Annotated in this window: 19 protein-coding genes and 1 pseudogene; 5 read left to right on the plus strand and 15 right to left on the minus strand. The window is 48.3% G+C overall.

Going from position 1 to position 21,636, the window contains the following annotated elements:
• Positions 1–54: 54 nt before the first annotated feature.
• The 6 genes from INP77_RS10320 to INP77_RS10345 form a co-directional block, all read right to left on the minus strand.
• The gene (locus INP77_RS10320) at positions 55–1,578 is read right to left on the minus strand and encodes a glycosyltransferase (protein WP_194748930.1); all 1,524 of its coding nucleotides are present in this window, start codon (positions 1,576–1,578) and stop codon (positions 55–57) included.
• Positions 1,575–3,767 carry a peptidase domain-containing ABC transporter gene (locus INP77_RS10325; RefSeq protein ID WP_194748931.1) on the minus strand — a complete coding sequence of 731 codons (2,193 nt, stop codon included), beginning with the start codon at positions 3,765–3,767 and terminating at the stop codon, positions 1,575–1,577. Before INP77_RS10325 ends, INP77_RS10320 begins: the two co-directional genes overlap by 4 nt.
• Before the next feature lie 266 nt (positions 3,768–4,033).
• Positions 4,034–4,372 (minus strand): XRE family transcriptional regulator, encoded by a 339-nt coding sequence (locus INP77_RS10330; RefSeq protein ID WP_194748932.1) that lies wholly within the window; start codon positions 4,370–4,372, stop codon positions 4,034–4,036.
• 72 nt (positions 4,373–4,444) lie between these two features.
• Positions 4,445–4,654 carry an antitoxin Xre/MbcA/ParS toxin-binding domain-containing protein gene (locus INP77_RS10335; protein ID WP_194748933.1) on the minus strand — a complete coding sequence of 70 codons (210 nt, stop codon included), beginning with the start codon at positions 4,652–4,654 and terminating at the stop codon, positions 4,445–4,447.
• Positions 4,651–4,890 carry a hypothetical protein gene (locus INP77_RS10340; RefSeq protein WP_228518855.1) on the minus strand — a complete coding sequence of 80 codons (240 nt, stop codon included), beginning with the start codon at positions 4,888–4,890 and terminating at the stop codon, positions 4,651–4,653. Before INP77_RS10340 ends, INP77_RS10335 begins: the two co-directional genes overlap by 4 nt.
• A 26-nt stretch (positions 4,891–4,916) precedes the next feature.
• Positions 4,917–6,620, minus strand: a complete 1,704-nt coding sequence (locus INP77_RS10345; protein WP_194748934.1) for a TniQ family protein — start codon at positions 6,618–6,620, stop codon at positions 4,917–4,919.
• A 51-nt stretch (positions 6,621–6,671) separates the two neighbouring features.
• On the opposite strand from INP77_RS10345, the gene INP77_RS10350 reads away from it, so the two are divergent.
• Complete coding sequence (locus INP77_RS10350) at positions 6,672–7,127, plus strand: DUF1223 domain-containing protein (RefSeq protein ID WP_368667933.1); 456 nt, start codon at positions 6,672–6,674, stop codon at positions 7,125–7,127.
• Positions 7,128–7,191: 64 nt separating this feature from the next.
• Here the strand turns inward: INP77_RS10350 and INP77_RS10355 are convergent, their stop codons facing one another.
• The 4 genes from INP77_RS10355 to INP77_RS10370 form a co-directional block, all read right to left on the minus strand.
• On the minus strand, positions 7,192–7,980 hold the full coding sequence (locus tag INP77_RS10355; RefSeq protein ID WP_194748935.1) for a DUF6216 family protein: 789 nt from the start codon (positions 7,978–7,980) through the stop codon (positions 7,192–7,194).
• 104 nt (positions 7,981–8,084) lie between these two features.
• Positions 8,085–8,360: a hypothetical protein gene (locus tag INP77_RS10360; protein WP_194748936.1), complete on the minus strand. Its 276-nt coding sequence runs from the start codon at positions 8,358–8,360 to the stop codon at positions 8,085–8,087.
• Positions 8,361–8,408: 48 nt separating this feature from the next.
• On the minus strand, positions 8,409–8,630 hold the full coding sequence (locus tag INP77_RS10365) for a DUF2188 domain-containing protein (protein WP_194748937.1): 222 nt from the start codon (positions 8,628–8,630) through the stop codon (positions 8,409–8,411).
• A 28-nt stretch (positions 8,631–8,658) separates the two neighbouring features.
• Entirely contained in the window at positions 8,659–8,937 is a 279-nt protein-coding gene (locus tag INP77_RS10370) for a DUF3892 domain-containing protein (protein WP_194748938.1), read from the minus strand.
• A 159-nt stretch (positions 8,938–9,096) separates the two neighbouring features.
• On the opposite strand from INP77_RS10370, the gene INP77_RS10375 reads away from it, so the two are divergent.
• From INP77_RS10375 to INP77_RS10385, 3 genes are read left to right on the plus strand one after another with little or no spacing between them, the layout of a single operon-like run.
• Positions 9,097–9,666, plus strand: a complete 570-nt coding sequence (locus INP77_RS10375; RefSeq protein WP_194748939.1) for a sigma-70 family RNA polymerase sigma factor — start codon at positions 9,097–9,099, stop codon at positions 9,664–9,666.
• Positions 9,663–10,076: a hypothetical protein gene (locus INP77_RS10380; RefSeq protein WP_194748940.1), complete on the plus strand. Its 414-nt coding sequence runs from the start codon at positions 9,663–9,665 to the stop codon at positions 10,074–10,076. The genes INP77_RS10375 and INP77_RS10380 overlap by 4 nt, the downstream gene beginning before the upstream one ends.
• A gap of 2 nt (positions 10,077–10,078) precedes the next feature.
• Entirely contained in the window at positions 10,079–10,873 is a 795-nt protein-coding gene (locus INP77_RS10385) for an ImmA/IrrE family metallo-endopeptidase (RefSeq protein WP_194748941.1), read from the plus strand.
• Between the two features lie 61 nt (positions 10,874–10,934).
• On the opposite strand, the pseudogene INP77_RS14910 reads toward INP77_RS10385, so the two are convergent.
• The 4 genes and pseudogenes from INP77_RS14910 to INP77_RS10400 all read right to left on the minus strand — a co-directional run.
• Positions 10,935–11,207 (minus strand): annotated as a pseudogene (locus INP77_RS14910) (NrdJb); the annotation flags it as partial.
• Between the two features lie 98 nt (positions 11,208–11,305).
• Positions 11,306–12,202, minus strand: coding sequence for a DNA damage-inducible protein D (dinD, locus tag INP77_RS10390; protein ID WP_194748942.1), 897 nt, complete (start codon positions 12,200–12,202; stop codon positions 11,306–11,308).
• A 46-nt stretch (positions 12,203–12,248) separates the two neighbouring features.
• A complete protein-coding gene (locus tag INP77_RS10395) occupies positions 12,249–12,941 on the minus strand; it encodes an NrdJb (protein ID WP_049637539.1) in 693 nt (230 codons plus the stop codon).
• 128 nt (positions 12,942–13,069) lie between these two features.
• Positions 13,070–15,235 (minus strand): adenosylcobalamin-dependent ribonucleoside-diphosphate reductase, encoded by a 2,166-nt coding sequence (locus INP77_RS10400; protein WP_194748943.1) that lies wholly within the window; start codon positions 15,233–15,235, stop codon positions 13,070–13,072.
• A 334-nt stretch (positions 15,236–15,569) separates the two neighbouring features.
• On the opposite strand from INP77_RS10400, the gene waaA reads away from it, so the two are divergent.
• Entirely contained in the window at positions 15,570–16,916 is a 1,347-nt protein-coding gene (waaA, locus tag INP77_RS10405; RefSeq protein ID WP_368667934.1) for a lipid IV(A) 3-deoxy-D-manno-octulosonic acid transferase, read from the plus strand.
• A 788-nt stretch (positions 16,917–17,704) separates the two neighbouring features.
• Here waaA and metH read toward each other — a convergent pair.
• The gene (gene metH, locus INP77_RS10410; RefSeq protein WP_194748944.1) at positions 17,705–21,493 is read right to left on the minus strand and encodes a methionine synthase; all 3,789 of its coding nucleotides are present in this window, start codon (positions 21,491–21,493) and stop codon (positions 17,705–17,707) included.
• Positions 21,494–21,636: the final 143 nt, after the last annotated feature.

Here is a 21,636-nt window from a genome sequence, read left to right on the forward strand (position 1 = left end):
TTTAATATGCACATCCGGAAAATTCCCTAGTCACACAAAATTCACAATCAGTACTCATCTAAGAGATGCCGGATTAAATATCTTGGCAATCGCATGTGTTCGATTGCTAGCTCCCAACTTATTAATGATGCTGCTGACATGTTGGCTTACCGTTTTATGGCTAATCTGTAGGCTGCTAGAAATATCTTTATCTTCCATCCCAGTGACTAGAAATTTAAGCACCTCCAGCTCTTTAGGTGATAGTCCCAACTCATGCAAGCGATCACTTTTTCGACGCGCCAAAGGATGCAAAGTAACCTGTTGCCTGTTCAGTGAGAGTTGAATGGACGGCTTGGTGCGAAACTGCCCAAACATTAAGTTCATGTAGGCAGATAGGCCCTCCTGATGACTATATTTGCGTGCAGTCTCTACCGCTTTTTGCCTTAAGCTCAATGAGTAACTTTTATTGGTCAGCAACATGCTGATAGCGTGTTGAAGCGCATTAGTAGAAAAGAAATCAACAAGCAATCCGTTGTGGCCATGGCGAAGCACTTCTTTAACAGGTGCCGTGTCAGAGGCGACAATGGCGCAACCAGTTGCCATAGCTTCCAATAAGGATCTGGATAAAACGAAGGGGTAGCTTAAATAGACGTGGACTGCAGAAATTTTTAGGATCGTTGTATAGAGGCTGTAGGGCACTTTGCCTAAAAAGTGCACCCGTTCAACGGGAAACGCTGGGGCCGTTTGTAAAATTTCCTCCAGCATTTTTACTCGCCAACAAGGTGCATTTTGGGGAGGCCTCCCATAACTCACACCATCACCACCAATGATGACAACTTCACATTCTGGGTGCCTTTCTATAAGTCCAGGTAATGACCGCATAAACTGGTGAAAACCACGATAAGGCTCCAGGTTTCTTGCAACATATGTAATGACAGCATCGCCCGACTTTAATGTTTTACCGTTGGGCAATTTCACATATGCATTGCTATCAGGCCCCAAATGCTCTGTTGTAATGCCTTCGTGAGCCACCTGAATTTTATGCTGGTAACTCTTGGGGAACTGTGACTTTTGCCAGTGCGTTGGGCTAACAGCTACATCGCAATTTTCTAAATTAAGTAGGTGATATGCATTTGTCGTGAGCAACTTTAGTCTATCGTCTGCGCCATTTGTAAACTCTGGATCAAAACCAAAATCGGCACCGCTTAAGTTGTAATACCACTCGCAAAGATGTATCAATCTGGTATTAGGAAAAACATCTTTGACATAAAGTGCTTCACCCCATCCAGGGTGAGCAAGAATCACATCGGGTTGATAACCTTTGGCTTTCAAGTCTTGCAAAATGCAAAACACTGCATGGCCGTGCAAAATAGCGGTTTCGCTTCTAAAATTATAAGGATGCGTCTGCCTGAATGCACTTTTGTTAATCTTATATTTAATCCATGGAAAGTCTGGAATCCCAGGCGCACTTTCCTTACCAATGCCAATCACTTTAATATTTGGTTGTTGCCACAAATGAAGAGCAATGGAACGAAACTGACCAGGGAAGTTTTGGTGAATGATGAGCACATTCTTGGTTTGGATGGCGGCATCAGTCATAACACATCCTCTGAGCACTCTTGTTGCGTCTTGGCTGGCTGAGGGGATAGGACGGCGTGATTGCCCAACCGCACCACCTCATCTACTTGCAAACTTCTGGGCAGTTGGTGGGTAATGAAAATGATAGTGACCTTGCCCTTAAGCTTATTTATTGTTTGTGCGAATTGCTCAGCAGTCTGAGGATCGAGGTTTGAGACAGCTTCATCAAAGATCAGAATATTGGGTTGTCTGAGTAGCGCTCTGGCAATGGCAATGCGTTGCTTTTGCCCACCACTCAAGCCCGTGCCATGTTCACCTAAAGGGGTTTGGTAGCCTTGGGGCAGTTGCTCAATCGTTTCGTGAATACCTGCTAACTGGCATGCCATGATGATTTGCTCAAAGCTTGCATGGGGATTTGCGAGCGTGAGGTTTTCATAGAGAGTGCCTGAGAAGAGTGTGGTCTCTTGCGGCACTACACCAAAGACATTACGTAGTTCATTAGCACTCATATAGCGGATGTCTTTGCCATCGAGCTTAATGCTGCCTTCTTGTGGTTGCAAGAAACCGAGCATCAGTTTTGCCAAAGTGCTTTTGCCGCAACCACTTGGGCCCATGATGACAGTGCATTTGTGTGGTTTGATATTGATATTTAACTGTTGATACAACCAGGGGTGGTTTTCAGAATATCTAAAACTGATGCTCTCGAAGTCGAGTTGGCCTTTAATGCTGTTTGCTCTGGCTGGGATGAGTGAATATGGCTCAGTGGGTGCATCCATCAAATCACCTAGACGCTTCACTGCAATATCTGCCTGCTGGAACTCCTGATACATACCAACCAATCTGAGCACTGGTCCGGAAAGTCTGCCGCTGAACATCTGGAAAGCGACCAGCATCCCGATGGTGAATTCCGGGTTATGCATCACAATCCATGCACCAACGCAAAGAATAGCGAGGGTTTGTAGTTGATCTAAGGTATTGGCGGTGATGTTGTAGCTATTGGAAAGTTGTTTGGCTGTGAAGGTGCTGTTGAGGTAGGTAGCGAGATAATCCCCGTATTTCTGTTCAAGCTGCGGTTCGAGTTGCAGGGCTTTGACCGTTTCCATGCCTGAGATGTATTCAGTGAGGAAAGCCTGGTTTCTTGCACCGAGTAGAAATTGCTCGTTTAGCCGCTTTCTGAGTAGTGGTGTCACAGCCAGACTGACAATCGTAATCAAGGCCAGACTGGCCAAACTGATCAAGGTAAGCTGCCAACTGTACCAAAACATAATCGCCAAAAAGACGATTAAGAATGGGAAGTCGAGAAGTAAGGTAATGAGAGAGCCGGCCAGGAATTCGCGGATGGTTTCTATACCATGTAAGCGGGCCACTAGTGTGCCAGTCGGTCTATGCTCAAAATAGCGCATGGGCAAGTGCAACAAATGACCAAAAACTTTATGAGCAAGCACGGCATCAATGCGATTCCCAGTATGCAATACCAAGTACTGCCGTACCCAGCTCATGATGGCGTTAAACACCATGAAGATGCCTAATGCAATGGCAACAACAATCAAGGTACTGGTGGTGTGGTGCACCACCACTTTATCAATAATGACCTGGGTGCCTAAAGGTGTGGCTAAGGCGACGATTTGAATGGCAAGAGAGGCTAAAAGAATCTCACGCCAAACACTTTTGTGTTTGAGTAACTCTGGGATAAACCACTTAAAGCCAAAGGGGCGATGCTTCTCTTCCGGATCCTCACCTGCAAGCAGAGCATCCGCTTCTGATGCCGCCTGACTTTGCTGTTTTTGGTGGGAAAGTAGCAGCACCTCGCCGGTGAGTAGTGGCAATAAGGTCTCGATGGCATCTGTACGCGGTGTATTGTTTTCGGTATTGAGCCATAACACCCGCTGCTGATCCGTTTTTAGGATGATGACGGGGTTGACAGTCTCAATATCCTGCTTAGCTTCAAGCGTTTGTTCTGAGGGTTCACTTGCCTTGGATACTTTAATGAAAGCCACCACAGGAAAAGCCGCCGGATGAATTGACCGGATATCCAGCTTTTCTGACGCAACTTTAAAGCCGTAGTCAGCCAGCGCTTGCTGAAGATTCGCAGATCGATATGGCGGCGGATATGACTTTAAAAGCAGCCGCTCATCGAAAGGAATGCGATGAATACTCGTAATACTACCCAGGCACCAAATAAAGTGCCCAGAAGAGACCTCTCCACCCATTTTAGTATCCTCAATATATTATTGTTATTAATATAATTTTTAAGGAATGTTAAATGGATCGAAGGCTTAACTCAATTGGGAATAGTCTGCTTTCAAAAAAGATTCATGACTTCCACAGCCACTTGAGCCCGCATCCCCATCATTGGATTCAGGCTTTACTTTCAGAAACATCATCTCAAAACATCAGTACAAACATTACTTGAAGCTACAAGGCATGAACAGTTATCAATTAAGATAAAACTAAATAATTTGATAAAAAAAGATTATTAATCGAAGTAATTTGAGTCCGATTCTCTTTCCAATTCTGAAAAATTACCGATACTAACCGAGCCAAGAGGAAAACGAGCGACGATCTGCAGACCTCCCCCCATCGCCTGGATATGAGTGCGTAAAGTAGATACATACATATCTGCGCGTTTTTCTAGTTTTGCGATAGACCGCTTTTTTTCGTTTAATAATTCAGCAAGCAGTTTTTGAGTGAGCCCACGCGCTTGCTGCAATTGATGCAGTGGCATTTCAGCCAGAAGTTGTTTTGTATTAGCTTGAGAGCGCAACTGCGACTCAGGCTTCATTTGGGAATGTAATTCAGAGAATTTTTTAGTCATCTGTCAATCCTTCCGCCCATGATTAGCAAACATGATCAAAGAAAATCCAACCTTTTATATCACTGCCTCAGCTTAAACTGCTCCACCATAACTGATCGCACTTAGTATTTTCTTAACCTCAATAAATCCAGAAGATGATTCGGCCACAATGATCGGAGCAGCCCCTAACAAAACATGATGTTGGTTGAGCCAGGACTCTGCCGCCGACTCAGAACCAAAGGTATCAATCGCTAAAGATCGAATCTTTGCCAGATTTTGTGCAGGAGTAGATTCAATAGTCATGGCAAACTCAGCGGCACAATGCGCAACCACTCCCCCAAGACGTCTCTAAGGCAATGCTGGCAAATGTCGACTGAAATTCGATTGCCATCTCCAAAAATTGAGCCATATCCGCCCACTCTCTCAATGGAAACGAATTCCTCAGCCTCTCCTCCCTGAGCTTCGGCTTCACGGCCACAACGATCACAAACGTAGCTAGAGATTTCCTGAACCACTTTTTCTCGAAATTTTTTCATCATGCAACTCCTTCAGCTATTGGGCTAAATCATGCTCGATTGACAGAATATTCCTGCATGCAGGATTGGTTAAATTCAACCACTGAGTCTTCAATCACATAGATGCCATAATCCGTAGTGCAAGCATCCAACGCACTGGCTTTGATCAAACTTTTAACAACCTTGGGCTCGACTCCCAAAATCTCGCCGGCATCTGCTGATGAAATCATGCCAGAGAAGTTTTGCGATATGCTGGAAATGGTCTCATCAATTTCTGAGCGCTTGAACAGCAAATCTCCAGGCTTATCGCCAGCGATGCCAACAGGCATAATCTCCCGAATCCTAATGGCTTCGATTAATGCCGCTTTGATGACTGAGGGCCCCAATTTCTTGAGCATTATCTGCTTTAAACTGATATACCGAATGTCTTGCGGTGAATTGGATAAGAACTCAACTCCGGCGATTAACTCCAGCCGTAACCTTTCCACATCCTGCTCGTGAAATAGCTTCATTGGGTTGGTCATAAACTGTGCCAGGTAGTAGCCTTTTTGGCGGTACACATTCAAGATGGCTACAGGCAAATCCAATCGCTCAGCAGCCTCCTTAATCGTTAAGCTTTGACCAGAAGCAAACTCAAACACCAACTGTTCAGTGACTTCAAACAGTGCCTGTCCTTTGGCATTGACTGCATGGACAGGGATCAGTCCTGCAGCCACCATTTTCTGCAACGTAGCAGGTTGTTTACTCAGCGCCTGCGCCAGTCCGTAAATACCAACGATATTCGATGAACCACTTTGTTGGAACTTAGGATGGATCAGTGCTTTACGCCACTGACTTTGGCCAAACTCAACAAAGGCTTGGTGCATGAATGCCACCTCATCTTTAGGTAGCCCATTCTTAAACAGGGTCTCATAGATGGGCAGAAACTGCTTGCGCAGACCTACGCTTGCCATATTAGCCTGCGGCCCCTGTGCTTCCTCCAGGTATTGATGAAAACCTTTAGGCCAGTCCGTAAAGATAGAAGCCGCCAAAGTGACTGCATCCATTAAGTCACCAGTGGGGTGTACATCCGCTGAGCGTCGCTCCAATCGGTACAACAGACTTAGAATTGTGTTTAGAGACAATTGAGTAATCGCCTCAACAGGGAACCCCAACGGCTCAAGCAATGTCATGTCCAGATCCTGATTTTCAAGTTTGGCTTTGAGGATATGCATCAAACCAATGACAGCATGGTTTGTCACCTCGACACCCTTCGCGCGCTTAAAATCATAGCCACACTGACATTTGGTGAGGCCTGGTCGGAACACATCCAAATCCTTCCCGCAGCTTGGACATCGGTCTATCGTTTCAACCTTATGAGCAGGGCAGACAACCGCATATTTGAGCTCAGTAAAACTGGAGATATAACCAGCCTCAGCAATACAACAAGGACAGACTCTCGTATGCTTGGAACGCAAATGCAAAGTCGGAATACGATGTCCTGACAGCACCTGATAGCGACTATGCTTGGTTTTCTCAGACAGGAAGTCAAACTCCGGCAGATCGCTCCCCAGCAATGGCTTCAGCTTATCGGGAGGTGGCATTGCCGAACGGATTTCGTTCTCAGTCATTCCGGCATGCCGGAGCATGCCGTGAATGGAACGATAACCGTTAGCCTCGGCCACCCGCAAAATATACCCTTTATAGCTTTCAAAAGGCATTGGCTTGGGCGTGACGACTAATGGCCGAACCTTATCTATCAATTGTAGATTCATGCCTTTTCCAAACGGCAACGCGAAATAGCCACCTTAGGCTATGCAAGCGGTGTGTATACCCCGCAAATTGCCGTCAACGGGCAGGATAACCGTAGCTGGTTAAGTGATGCGCGGTTTAAAAATGAAATTGCCAGCATCAACCGCATGCCAGCCAAAGCTGAAATTCGCTTGGCAGTGAATTCCCACACACTAAAATCAGTACAAGTATCCACAAACATCAAAACCGCAGAGGCAGGGCCATTGGTCTATTACCTCGCGCTACAAGAAAATAACCTTCAATCCACCGTCAATGCAGGTGAAAACCGTGGCGAGCTGTTGCGCCATGATTATGTCGTGCGCCAGTGGTTAGGGCCGTTTAAGGTGGGGGCGGATGGCAAAACAAATGAAAGTCATGAAATCCACTTTCAACCAGCTTGGAAGCAGCGTGATCTTAGCGTGGTGGCTTTTGTGCAGAATCCTGTAACGGGGGAGATTTTGCAGGCATTGACGTTGGGGTTATGCGAATAATTAGCGGCATGATGGCATGATGAAAATCAATGGAGTCTGACCCCATTGATTTCACTTAGCGATTTCAATTGTTCGGTTTGGCTAAAGTTTCCTGTAATTTTCTCGCTAATTCGTAGCTTTTTATTTTCATAGCAATATTCATTATGCTAAGTACTAATGCGACAAAAATAAAACCAAATAATAATCGTTGAGTGTGCAATGTTTTTTCTACATATTCAGTCACCTCCTTATCTTGGAAAGACTGACAGATTATTTCTTTTTCACTTTTAGTAAGCTCAGGTATCAAAGACTTACTCTCTTGTGATCCATCACACTGATTAACCCCCAAAACCCAATTGCTTATTAATCCTTCTGCTTTATGCTTATCTAATAATATCCAAGTTTTTGAATCTTTGAATTGGAGTAACGCTGACTTTAACCCTAGCGGGAAACTTGTAAGCATGAGCAATAATGCGCAAAAAATAAACCCAGCAATTCGCCATTTGATGTAACTCTCACTTGGCAACTGGATAGTCATCGTTCGCATATCAATCCATTTTTTTGTGCTTCTTATGTCGGCAAAACCAAGCTTGTGTTTTTCCATCCACTCAATAATTTGATGCATTTGTCCGATAGATTTTATTTTGAATCCATATAAAAAATTAAATTGTTCTATATCCCTCAACTCTTTATTTAGTTTTATTAATTTTGAATCCGATATTTCGGCCTTACCTGCCGCCAGCCTCCAGACTCTTTCTAGAAGGCTGACAATGGTCCCTGCTCTGAACCAAATGCAAGCAATCAAGAAAATAATAATAAAAGGACCGGTTGATACCAAGATCGGGTTATTCAATAATGAACTTAGTGACGCCATTGCTCATGCCTTTCTAGTTTTGGACAAGTATCTAAATAATTCAAACGGGAATCTGTAATGTTGGAAATGCCGGGATATAAAGACTGTATCCCAGCATCTTTAACCTAAACATCAATTGAATGGGTCCATCCTGGAATACCCACTCTTGATAAATATTTGACCAAAGTGTCGGTACCATAAAATCTAACTCGTCCATTCTGCGTAAAAGCAAGTGCCGACTGATCAACCCTTAAACCTTGTGCGCGAACTTGTGCAGTTAGTTGAGCTAAAAGTTGAGAGTTACCGGAATCTCCCGAAACTGACTTAGCATCAAAGACTGCAAAATTTACCCAACCTCCAGAGGTTGAATGTTCACGAAGATGTGCAAAATTAACTCTCATGGCTTTCCTTTCACAAGAAGCATTCTATAAAGATATGGTTAATAACAACTAACCTTTAGGGGGAAATGGGTCATTTCCGTAACTATTCCGTTCGCGAATTTGTCCATTACGCCCATGAATCAATAATTCGGACTGCTGGTTCTGAGCTATTTCTTTCGCCCGCTCAATCGCTTCATTCTGCGTTGAATATATCGCGGTAGCCTTTGAGTTACCCTCGCCTTTCACAGCCCATTGATTATCGTGTGGCACAACATGTTGATTTTTACTCATTGCATATTCCTTTAAAAGTCATTAGTTATTAACTGCAGTTGGGTAGTGACAACAAATTGTCATTCCAAACACCATCCGCATAAGTACGTATGTATGGCGCATGATTATCTGGACGAACGACTCCCACATATGCACGCTTCCCGGTTCTTGCATCTACCACATGAAACATATTCGTTTTTTCATCAATACTTTTAATTACATCTTGAACAGTCCACCTCCAATTTCCTGCCGGATTGCCTATGTGAGTTATGTGCTCGTGCGAGCCATTTTTCGGTTTAGTAATACAAGTCACTTGAACGTCAGCCATTGCTACTCTCCTGTACTTAGTTAATGATCAGATACAATTGGGTACCATAAGAACAATGGCTCTCATATAATGGTCTTGCAGACATAAGATAAAAAATATTTTTCTCATTGTCTGTTTAATAAAAAAAGATAGCCTTTTAGTATTTAGGGAGGGGCAGCCTTGATAGAAGCAGAAAATACACACGATGTTTTATCTGTAATAGAGCTAAAAGAGCTTATTGAGTCAATGTCTGATGCCGAGTGGATGAAACTAGGTAAATCTGCAGACTACTTATCCTGGGGGCTTGGTATAGATGGTCAGGATCTTTTGAATATAGCCTTTTGCAAAGCCCTGGAAGGGAAACGCAAATGCCGTAAAGGCTTGCCCGTATTGGTTTTTATTTACCGTGCCATGGAAAGCCTAGTATCTGCTTATTTAAAGAAACGTAAGAGAGACCCGTTAGCGCAGTCTGTAGATTTGGTTATAGAAGATGACCTGCTAGATAGTTTGGACTTAGAGCCTAACATCGACACTCCTGAGCAAATATTAATTGCCAAAGAGACACTAGAAAAGATTGACGATACCTTGAGTGGTAACGAAACCATTGAAATGGTTTTCATGGCCCAACTGGATGGATACTCCCCCCAAGAAATTCAAAACCTAGTTGGATTAACCCCAGTCCAATACGCAAGTACTTTAACTTCGATACGTCGTAAATTAAATAAAATAGAGAACGAGGAGTCAATATGACAGAGTCTAAAGATCCGCGTGAACAATTAAACTCATTAGCTAAAGCGTTAATTGACGACTTATTTAAAACTGATGATGCAGAACTGCTTAAAGAAGCCTCAAGCGATAAATCACTAATTCAGGCAGCCACAAATGCCAGGGATAGTTATCAAAAAGCAATTAAGTCTCTTGGAGAAAAAAGGCTAGAGATTGCTAGGGCTGAAATGAAGCATACTAATATTTTGAAGGAGTTGGTTGTGCCTCGGATAGATATTCAACGTGCACGTCAAATAATATCCCGACTGTCGGCTGCAAATGATACTCGCCTCACTTTGGCAGCACGTAACCTAAATCATATAAGTGATACAGAGGCTATAGAGTTAGTAAATGAACTATTAGAACTAGGTGCAATTAAAAACGACGAGATCTAAACATGATAATCGCTTCCTCAAAAGCCGAACGAAGACTGTTAGAACTCGGTATTCACTCTCCGAATGAAATAGATTTAGAGGCAATTGCTTGGGATGAGGGTGTACGCGTCCAATATAAGGAATTGATTGGTTGTGAAGCGCGCTTAGTCGGTTATAACAATCGGGCGATAGTAACTATTAGAAATCAATCTGACCAAAGAAGGAAACGATTCTCTCTGGCACATGAATTAGGTCATTGGAATTATCATCGAGGTCGATCTTTTGAGTGCAGAGTGGATGATTGGATAGAGGGCTATACTGTCAAGCCTGCTGAAGAACGAGAGGCTGACACATATGCATCTGAGCTTCTAATGCCAAAGTATATGTTTGAACCTGTGGCTAAAAAACTCAAACGTCCAACCTTTGATGGAGTAAAGCAACTTGCTGATGCATTTAATACGAGTATTACGGCCACTGCCATAAGGTTAGTAAATATCAATGCTTGGCCCTTGGTGCTAGTTTGCCACTCTAAAAATGGTCGTGTATGGTTCAATCGTTCAAAAGATGTTCCTGAAAGATGGTTCCCCCAAAAAGAACTTAGCCAGGACTCCATGGCATTTGATCAATTGTTTGCAAATGAAGCTAGGGTTAGGGCTCAAAAAGCTACGGCTGACACATGGTTTGATAATCATGAAGCAGAGCGTTACGAAATAATTGAGGATGCAATTAAAATTTCAAACGATAGAGTCCTCAGTCTATTATGGATAGAAAATGACGAAATGCTAAAGGAAATAAGTTACTCCCGCTTTTATCGCTGATGACTACATCTTGCTTGACTAACACCATCACAAAAAAGGCGCTTGCGCTCCTTTTTATTTCACCGCACTTACTATCGCCACAATTCAAGCATGTCATGCATCCATCAGAATACTTGCTTTGGTATTAGACTTTTTGCAAAGCTGAGCCCCTTTGGAGAAATCTTCATCGTTTGATTCTTCACCTGACTTGGTATGTTTTTCCAAGTATTCGGCTTTTTTTCTCTTCTACCAGTTTTTGCTGGTGTTCGCCTAACCCTGGTTTTTTCAGCATCCAGATTTCTTGCAGGGGATTTTCTACCACCTAGCCAATCTCAGCCGCCAGGCTGGGCAAAAAATTGGCATCCCTGGAATTCGGCGATTAATTAAGCTTATACATCATTTAGTCACTTTAATTTGATTTGAATTTTGTAATTCTCGCAGGTGCCTTTTGGCTCAGTCAGTACCCTTACTTCCCATTTTCTTGCTTACATCACCCAGTAATCCACCAGCCTCACGTTCATCAAGCTCAAGTTTCGGTGTGGCATTTTTTAAACGTTTTTCCACTTCCTTAATATGTTCTGCCGGCGGTATTTGCTCAGGCGGGGTGCCGCCAATACGCTCAATCGCTTCTCGAACCTCTCTGCCTACTTGCTCATGCGTTTGTATTGCTTTTGCCTGATTATTGATGCCATCTCGCGCTAACTTATCACGCGTTTGTGTCATTCGAAATTGGTTTGCAGCCAACTCAGTTGCGTTCATGCGATCTAGAAGGTTTTCTTTGTCTGGTATTGATTTGCGAGATTTAATCGCTGCGCTGCTTAATCCACCATATAAGCCTTTATAGCCAGCATCATGGAACACGCCAAACATTTTGCTTTGCACACCTGCATCTTGTGCTGCCCCTGAAAGCGCTTTGAATTCTTCACTGGTTTGTTTACGCAGTTCTAATCGCTCTAAATCGGCTGTTGCTTGGTCGCTAAGCTCTTGTTTACGGGCTTGTATGGCAAAGTATTTTTGTGCATGCGCAATTTCAGGTTTACGTGGGTCACCGTTTTGTGCAATTAAGTAGCATGCAAAGCGTGATAAATGATAGTCTGCGGCTAGTTGAACTGCTCCTTTACCGCCGACGATCGGTTTGCCGGCGCCGGCAAAGTGATAATCTGGATCATTGCCTGAGCTTTCACTGGATATAATTGCGCGCTTAATTGCATCTTCAAAACGTCTCCACTGGCCGTAGCCAAGCAAATGTTGTAAATCACGTGCACTCCAGTATTCTGCGCCATGTTCATTTGTTAGTTTTAGCGCCTCAAAGTCTTTTGGTGCGTCACTAGGCAACAATTTATCTTTCATTTCAGCTCCCATTCGCAAAAAAAGAGGCTATCGCCTCTTTTTTACTCTAACCACACTTACTATCCCCACAATTCAAGCAAGTCATGCATCCATCCATCAATATGCTTGCTTTGGTATTACACTTTTTGCAGAGCTGCGCACCTTTTGGGAAGCCTTCGTCGTTTGATTCCTCACCCGATTTGGCGTGTTTTTCCAGGTATTCGGCTTTTTTCTCTTCTACCAGTTTTTGCTGGTGTTCGTCTAAGCCGGGCTTTTTCAACATGCCGATTTCTTGCAGGTGTTTTTCTACTACCTCACCAATCTCGGCCACCAGACTAGGCACAAACTTGCCGCCTTTTTTAAAGTAGCCGCCGCTAGGCTCAAATACGCTTTTGAGTTCTTCTACCAAAAAGGTGACATCGCCACCTTTGCGGAACACGGCGGACATGACGCGGGTGAGCGCGACGATCCACTGGAAGTGCTCCATGTTTTTGGAGTTAATAAAGATCTCAAACGGGCGGCGGTGCTCTTGTGGCGTGCCTTCGTTCATGATGACGTCGTTGATGGTGATGTAGAGCGCGTGCTCGGTCACCGGGGTTTTGATCTTGTAGGTGTTACCCACAAGCATATCTGGGCGGCTTAATGGTTCGCCCATTTGGATAATATTCGTGACAGGCGCTGCTGCGGCCTCGGCTGCTTTTTTGTCTTCATCGGTCACCAGTTTGTAGGCGGTGATTTTTTTGTCGATCTTGATTGCCATGTTGTTCTCCCTATTGGAGTATATTCTTTAATAAATCAATCTTCTAACGTGCTCAAATTTTGATGGTTGCCACTACTTTTGACGGGCAAGTTTTTAGAGCAGCGGACTTTTAATCCGCTTGGCTCTAATTAAAACTTGCCATAATAACCTTCCTTAAAGGCGTCGAATAAGTTGGCGGCGGTGTGGATTTCTCCGTCATATTCAATCTCTTCGTTACCTTTAGCTTCAATCTCTGTGCCATCTTCGAGCGTAAACTTGTAGGTGGTGCTTTCCAGGTCTTTCTCGGTCACCAGCACACCCTGGAACGCTTCAGGGTTGAAACGGAAGGTGGTGCACCCTTTGAGGCCTTTGTCATACGCGTAGAGGTAGATGTTTTTAAAGTCTTCAAAGTCGTAATCGGTAGGCACGTTAATGGTTTTGGAGATGGAGCTATCAATCCATTTTTGCGCGGCGGCCTGAATATCCACGTGCGCTTTTGCCATGATGGTGGATGAATCGAGGAAGTAATCTGGCAATTGCTCTTCTGGCTTGTCGCTGAACGGCATGGCATTCGGGTTCACCAGTTCACGGTAAGCCAGCAGCTCGTAGCTGAATACATCTACCTTCTCTTTAGACTTTTTGCCTTCACGGATGACGTTACGCGCATAGTGGTGGGCAAAGCTTGGCTCGATACCGTTGCTGGCGTTGTTGGCCAGGCTCAGTGAAATCGTGCCGGTGGGCGCGATGGAGCTGTGGTGCGTAAAGCGCACACCTTTGGTGGCGATCTGGTTACGCAGGCCTTCCGGGAACTGCTGCATGTAGCGGCTATATTTACCCAGTAGCACTTTACCGGCCAGTTTCTGGCCGACCTTGATACCATCGGCCGCCATTTCAGGGCGCACGCGCAGCATGTCGGCGGTGACTTCAAATTTTTCGTCCATGATCGGTGCCGGGCCTTTTTCTTCGGCCAGTTGCACGCCGACTTCCCAGCCGACTTCGGCCATGATGCGGGTGACTTCTTCAGTGAATTTCACTGAATCTTCATCACCGTATTTCATTTTGAGCATGGTGAGTGTTGAGCCCAGGCCCAAGTAGCCCATGCCGTGACGGCGTTTGCGGGCGATCTCCTGGCGTTGCTGCTCGAGTGGCAAGCCGTTGATTTCCACCACGTTGTCGAGCATGCGGGTGAACACGGCGACTACTTCGCGGTATTCGTCCCAGTCAAAATGCGCGTTGTCAGTGAATGGCTCGCGTACAAACTTGGTCAGGTTCACAGAACCCAGCAGGCAGGCACCGTATGGCGGCAATGGCTGCTCACCGCATGGGTTGGTCGCGCGGATGTTTTCGCAGAACCAGTTGTTGTTCATTTCGTTGACGCGGTCGATCAGGATAAACCCTGGCTCGGCAAAGTCGTAGGTGGAGGACATGATCACATCCCACAGACGGCGCGCCTTGATGGTTTTGTAAATGCGGCAAGCCACTTTACCAGCATCAGGACCTTCGGTTTTGGTCAGATATTTGTGCTTGACCGGCCAGTCGCGCCACACCACTTGTGATTCGTCGTTGACGTTGAGGCCGTCAATAATGGCTTCTTTTTCAGTCACGGGGAAGGCCAAACGCCATTCGGCATCGGCTTTCACCGCTTCCATAAATTCTTTGGTGATGAGGCAGCTCAGGTTGAACTGGCGCAAACGGCCGTTTTCACGCTTGGCTTTGATAAAGTCAGTCACGTCTGGATGCGAAATATCAAAGGTCGCCATTTGTGCACCACGACGGCCACCGGCGCTGGACACGGTGAAGCACATTTTGTCATAGATATCCATAAAGCTTAATGGGCCGGAAGTATAGGCACCGGCACCGGCGACAAATGCGCCTTTTGGACGTAGCGTAGAAAACTCGTAACCAATGCCGCAACCGGCTTTGAGCGTCAGGCCAGCTTCGTGCACTTTGCCTAAAATATCGTCCATGCTGTCGGCAATCACGCCAGACACGGTGCAGTTGATGGTAGAGGTGGCTGGTTTGTGTTCTAACGCGCCCGCATTAGAGGTGATGCGGCCTGCCGGAATCGCACCACGGCGCAACGCCCACAAAAACTTTTCGTGCCATTCATTTTTCTTTTCTTCGGTGGTCTCGACGTCTGCCAGCGCACGCGCAACGCGGCGATAAGAATCGTCCATGTCCTGATCCACATGTTCGCCCGACTTGGTTTTGAGACGGTATTTCTTGTCCCAAATATCGAGTGAGACGGGCTGCACTGGAATCTCCACGGCAACGCCTTCTGACTGGACTTTCTTTTGTTCAACAGCTTTTAACATCGAGTTCTCCCACACCTTGGTGATTCTTATTGGTTTGACAAACAGGGTTATTACAACTAACATCCGCCACAAGCTTGGCAACGGCATGGGGCGGGATGCGTTTTGGAACGGGGCCAGGATATGACAAGCTTTGTTGTGTATTTATGCGGCTTGCCCGGCCTGCACATCGACATGGGTGCGGGCCCTGACCAAACACAATATCTTGTGTTGCTGGCGATAATTTATGCCTATAGCTAGTTGCCGTCAACCGATTTTTTGCGCTTTTTTTGATGCTTTTTTTCGTGCAACATCTTGCATTTTTTTAAGCGTGATAGAAACAGGCGCTACGGCATAGGTGAGTCATCACTCACCTGCTTTTGCCGGTGTCGGCAATACGCAACAGGTCAGTGTTGGGCAAATATGCGAAAATACCGCCATGCCTAGATTTGTCTACACCCTGCTCATGACCGTGGTCGCCGTTCTGCTGCCGCTCAAGCTGTTCTGGCGCGGCCTCAAGCAGCCGGAATACCGCCAGCATGTGGCTGAGCGCTACGGCTTTTACCGCCAATCGGTGCAAAGCCCCCTGATCTGGGTGCATTGTGTCTCGGTGGGCGAAACTCGTGCCACTCAACCGCTGATTCACGCCTTGCTGAGCACCTATCCGCAACACCAGCTGCTGATCACGCACGGCACGCCAACCGGCCGCGCGACCAGCAGCCAGTTATTCAGCGCCGAGATTGCCAGTGGCCGTGTCCTGCAAGCCTACCTGCCGGTAGACACGCCCGGCGCAGCCAGGCGCTTTCTCACCCACTTTAAGCCGGTATTCGGCGTGCTGATGGAAACCGAGCTCTGGTTTCATTTAATTGACCAGGCCTGCCGCCAGCACATCCCCATGGCCTTGCTCAGCGCCCGCCTCTCGGAAAAATCCGCGCGTGGCTATGCCAAACTCGGCAGCCTCACCCGCCAGGGCTTGCAGCAACTCGCCCTCATCGCCGCCCAAACCCAGGCCGATGCCGAACGCCTGCACACCCTGGGCGCCGCCCAACCGATGATTTGCGGCAACCTCAAGTTTGATGTCACGCCCCCCGCAGACAGCACCGACAAAGGAACAGCCTTGCGCCAGCAACTAGGCCCTCACCGCACGGTATGCATGGCCGCCAGCACGCGCGAAGGCGAAGAATCGCTGATTCTCGACGCCGTGCAAGGCCTAAATGTGCTCACCCTGCTGGTGCCCCGCCATCCACAACGCTTTGCCGAGGTGGAGGCGCTGCTCAAAGCCCGTGGCTTGCGCTATGTGTTGCGCACCGAACTGGTCCAACCCTTGCCTGCCGATGTGCAAGTCGTGCTGGGCAACAGCATGGGCGAAATGTATACCTATTACGCCGCCAGCGACTTTGCCGTGATGGGCGGCAGCCTGCAGCCGCTGGGCGGGCAAAACCTGATTGAAGCCGCCGCCATGGGCGTGCCGACCATACTGGGACCGCATATGTTTAATTTTGCGCAAGTGGCGCAAGCGGCGGTCATGGCGGATGCGGCGGTACAGCTAAAGGATGTAAGTGAGTTGCATGGGATGATTGCGGCACTGGCAGCGGATAAAGTGAAAGTGCGTACGATGGCGGAAGCAGCGAAGGGGTTTACCTTGCAGCATAGAGGGACAACGGAAAGGTTGATGGCGGCGATCGCGCCGTTATTGAAAAGGTGATTTTTAGGCAAATAGTAGATCACATCGTTTAAGCCACATTTTATTTCGCCCGTAGGCGAGTTACTTTCTGTTGCTTGCCCCACAGAAAGTAACCAAAGAAGAGGGCACCCAGCCATCACGGCCTAAAGGCTCCCTTGATTTCATTACTCGTCAGTCGCGGTTGCAGAACTCAACCTGGCAGCTTACACAACCCGTAAGCTGCTGCGGGATTCAAACAAGCTGCAACCTTATTCCGCCTGCCAAGCAATGAAATCAAGCGTGATGGGATGGGATTCATCTCGCCAAACGCTCACTGTTGAAGCTTGGACCGTTCAAAAACTCAAATTCGTTCTTTAATTCACAAAAGGTGGCGCTCACGGATTTTTCGGGCCCCTATCTGCCGCGCCGAGTAGCGCAGGCAAAACAAGAATAAAGGGAGCGACTGTTCGAGTCCCGCAGCAGCTCACGTATTTTGTGAGCCGCCAGGTCGAGTTTCGTGACCGCTTGTCCTAAGTCCAGCAAAGCAGCGGACGAAAGTCCTAAACTGAGCAACGCAGGGAACAAGCGGAAGCTGGGGTGCATTTCTTTTGGTGACTTTATCTTTGGGCAAGCAAAGAAAAGTCACTCGCCTAGAGGCGAAAAAGACCATTCCATACGACAAGAAATCATCCGCGTGGGCATGCATGCCCACCCTACCTCCTAAGAGTCTCATTTTGAGCTAATCAGCGGCCTGCCAATCCATATCATGACCTTTTAAACCCAACAAAAAAGCGCACTAGTGTGCGCTTTTTTATCTGCCATCAACCCCTTTACCCCAGGTTAGGCGCTAACCACCGCTCCAACCAAGCTTTATCCACATTCCTTCTCTGTGCCATGTCTTCCACCTGATCATTGCCAATCTTATCGACACTGAAATAGCGCGACTCAGGGTGCGCGAGGTAGAACCCACTGACAGCCGCCGCCGGAATCATGGCGTAGCTATCGGTGAGTTGCATGTCAATTTCTTCTGCCTGCAACACCTTGAACATCTCGGACTTCACGGTGTGGTCCGGGCAGGCGGGGTAGCCGGGCGCAGGGCGGATGCCGCGGTATTGCTCTTTGATCAGCGCTTCGTTGCTCAAGTCTTCATCGGCGGCATAGCCCCAGAAATCAGTGCGCACACGCTCGTGCATGTATTCGGCAAAAGCTTCAGCCAAACGGTCGGCCAGTGACTTGAACATGATGGCGTTGTAGTCATCGTGGTTTTTCTCAAACTCGGCCAGGCGTTTTTCCATGCCCAGACCCGCGGTGACGGCAAACAGGCCAATGTAATCGTCGACCCCTTTAGGCGCAATAAAGTCAGCCATACACTGGTTGGGGCGGGCAACACCGTCGATCACCGGTTTTTGCGTTTGCTGGCGCATGCCGTACCAGGTCAAGGCGACCTGGCTGCGGCTGTCGTCGGTGTAGATTTCGATATCGTCCGTATTCACCTGGTTGGCGGGCAGCAAGGCGATCACGCCATTGGCGCTAAGCCAGCGGCCATCAATGATGCGCTTGAGCATGACTTGCGCTTCGGCAAACACTTTGGTCGCGGCTTCGCCGACGACTTCGTCCTTTAAAATCGCCGGATAAAACCCGGCGAGGTCCCAGGTCTGAAAGAACGGGCCCCAGTCGATGTATTGCGCGATGAGGGCGAGGTCGATGTTTTTGAATACGCGGCGGCCGATAAACTTGGGTTTCAGTGGCGCATGGTCACCCGTGAAAGTGAGTTGTGCGGCATTGGCGCGTGCTTCAGCCAGGCTTAGCATGGGCACGCCTTTTTTATTGGCGTGTTGCTGACGGGCTTTTTCATAGTCGGCCTGAATCTCGGCCAGGTAAGCCCCGCGCGTTTCTGGCGTGAGCAGGTTTTGCATGACGCTGACCGAGCGTGAGGCATCGGGCACATAAATGACCGGGCCGGTGTAGTTGGGCGCAATTTTCACCGCGGTGTGCGCACGTGAGGTCGTCGCACCGCCAATCAGCAAGGGGGTTTGCTGCTCAACAAAGTGCGGGTCGCGCTGCATCTCTTTGGCGATGTAGGCCATTTCTTCGAGGGATGGTGTAATCAGTCCACTCAGGCCGATGATGTCCGCATTCTCGCGTTTGGCCATTTCCAGAATTTCAGCGGCGGGCACCATCACGCCCATGTTCACCACCTCAAAGTTGTTGCACTGCAACACCACCGAGACGATGTTTTTGCCAATATCGTGCACATCGCCTTTGACCGTGGCAATCACCACTTTGCCCTTGGGCTTGGCGACCATGCCGGTGCGGCGCTCTTCGGCAGCTTTTTCTTCCTCGATAAACGGAATCAGGTGTGCCACGGCAGATTTCATGACGCGCGCGGACTTCACCACCTGCGGCAAAAACATCTTGCCTTGGCCAAACAGGTCACCGACCACGTTCATGCCATCCATGAGTGGCCCTTCAATCACGTGAATCGGACGGCCGCCCTTGCTCATGATGTCCTGACGCACTTCTTCAGTGTCGGCGACGATAAAGTCGGTAATGCCATGCACCAGCGCATATTCGAGGCGCTTATTGGCAGGCACCGGGTTTTCAGGGGTGCCGCGCCAGGCCAGCGTCGCTTCCGCTTTTTTGCCGCCTGCGACCAACGTGCCGGCGATTTCGATCATGCGCTCGGTGGCCGCTAATGGATTGTCAGGATCCACCACGCGATTAAGCACCACGTCTTCGACGCGCTCGCGTAGCTCAGGCTCAATATCGTCATACACACCGACCATACCTGCGTTGACGATGCCCATGGTCATGCCGGCTTTAATCGCATGGTAGAGAAACACGGTATGAATGGCTTCACGCGCCGGCTCGTTGCCGCGGAAGCTGAAGCTCACATTAGACACGCCGCCGGAAATACGCGCATAGGGCAGGTTCTGCTTGATCCAGCGTGTGGCTTCGATAAAGTCCACAGCGTAATTGTTGTGTTCTTCAATGCCGGTGGCAATGGCGAAAATGTTCGGGTCAAAAATAATATCTTCAGGCGGAAAGCCAGTGCTGACTAACAAATCGTAAGCACGCTTACAGATTTCAGTTTTGCGTTCAAACGTGTCGGCCTGGCCTTTTTCGTCAAACGCCATGACGATGACGGAAGCGCCGTAGCGGCGGCACAATTTGGCCTGGCGCAAAAACTCCGCTTCGCCTTCTTTCATCGAAATCGAGTTGACGATGGCTTTGCCCTGCACACACTTGAGGCCGGCTTCAATCACGTTCCATTTGGAGGAGTCGATCATGATGGGCACGCGGGCGATATCCGGCTCGGAAGCGACCAGGTTGAGGAAATGCGTCATGGCCTTGACCGCATCCAGCATGCCTTCGTCCATGTTGATATCGATGACCTGGGCGCCGTTTTCAACCTGCTGGCGCGCCACGCTGAGCGCTTCTTCGTATTGCTCGTTGATGATCATGCGTGCAAACGCTTTGGAGCCGGTGACGTTGGTCCGCTCACCCACGTTCACAAACAGAGACTGCTCATCAATCACAAACGGTTCCAGGCCTGACAGCTTGGTCGTCACCGGTAAGGTGGGCACCTGGCGTGGTGGCAGGTCTTTAATCGCGTTATAAATGGCGTTGATATGTGGCGGCGTAGTCCCGCAGCAGCCACCGGCAATATTGATAAAGCCGCTTTGCGCAAATTCTTTGACCAGGCTGGCCGTGATATCCGGCGTTTCGTCAAAGCCGGTGTCTGACATCGGGTTGGGCAGGCCCGCATTCGGGTAGATACAGACAAAGGTATCGGCGACCTTGCTCAGCTCTTCGGCATACGGGCGCATCAGGGTCGCACCCAGTGCACAGTTGAGGCCGACGGTCAGCGGTCTGGCATGGCGCACTGAATGCCAGAAGGCAGTCACGGTCTGGCCGGAGAGGATACGGCCGGAGGCGTCAGTGACCGTACCGGAAATCATGATCGGCCAGGTCTTGCCCTGTTCTTCAAAAAAACTGTCGATGGCAAACAGTGCGGCCTTGCAGTTAAGCGTATCGAAAATGGTTTCCACCATGAGGATATCGGCGCCGCCTTCGACCAGGCCACGGATTTGTTCCAGGTAAGCAGTCACCAGCTGGTCAAAACTGACGTTACGGGCTGCGGGGTCGTTGACATCCGGCGAGATGGAGGCGGTTTTTGGCGTAGGCCCGAGGGCGCCCGCCACAAAACGCGGCTTGTCCGGCGTGCTGTATTTGACGCAGGCGGCCTTGGCCAGCTTGGCGGCTTCGACGTTCATCTCGTACACCAGATGCGCCATATGGTAATCATCTTGCGCGACGCTGGTGGCACCAAAGGTATTGGTTTCAATGATGTCGGCGCCCGCGGCCAGGTATTGCTCGTGGATTTCCTGGATCACCTGCGGTTGCGTGAGGGTCAGCAGCTCGTTGTTGCCTTTGACAAACAGCTCGCGTTCGCCTGCCGGGCCCTGAAAATCCTTGAAGCGCTCGCCACGGTAATCGGCCTCGGTCAACTTGTAGCGCTGGATCATGGTACCCATGGCACCATCCAGAATCAGGATGCGTTGGGAAAGCGCCTCACGGAGCCATTGTTCAGTCGCGGAAACCGGCAGTTGCGTCATGCGTATCAACTTGAAAACAAAAGCGATATTTTATCACAAGCACAAGGCGGCTCCTTGCCTGTCGGCGCAAGGCTTAATCTGGAGCATTGGGTGGAAATCCCGAGCTCGCCTAAACCGGATAGGCGAAATAAAAAAATGCATTT

The organism is Methylophilus sp. 13, assembly GCF_015354335.1.
GTDB lineage: Bacteria > Pseudomonadota > Gammaproteobacteria > Burkholderiales > Methylophilaceae > Methylophilus > Methylophilus glucosoxydans.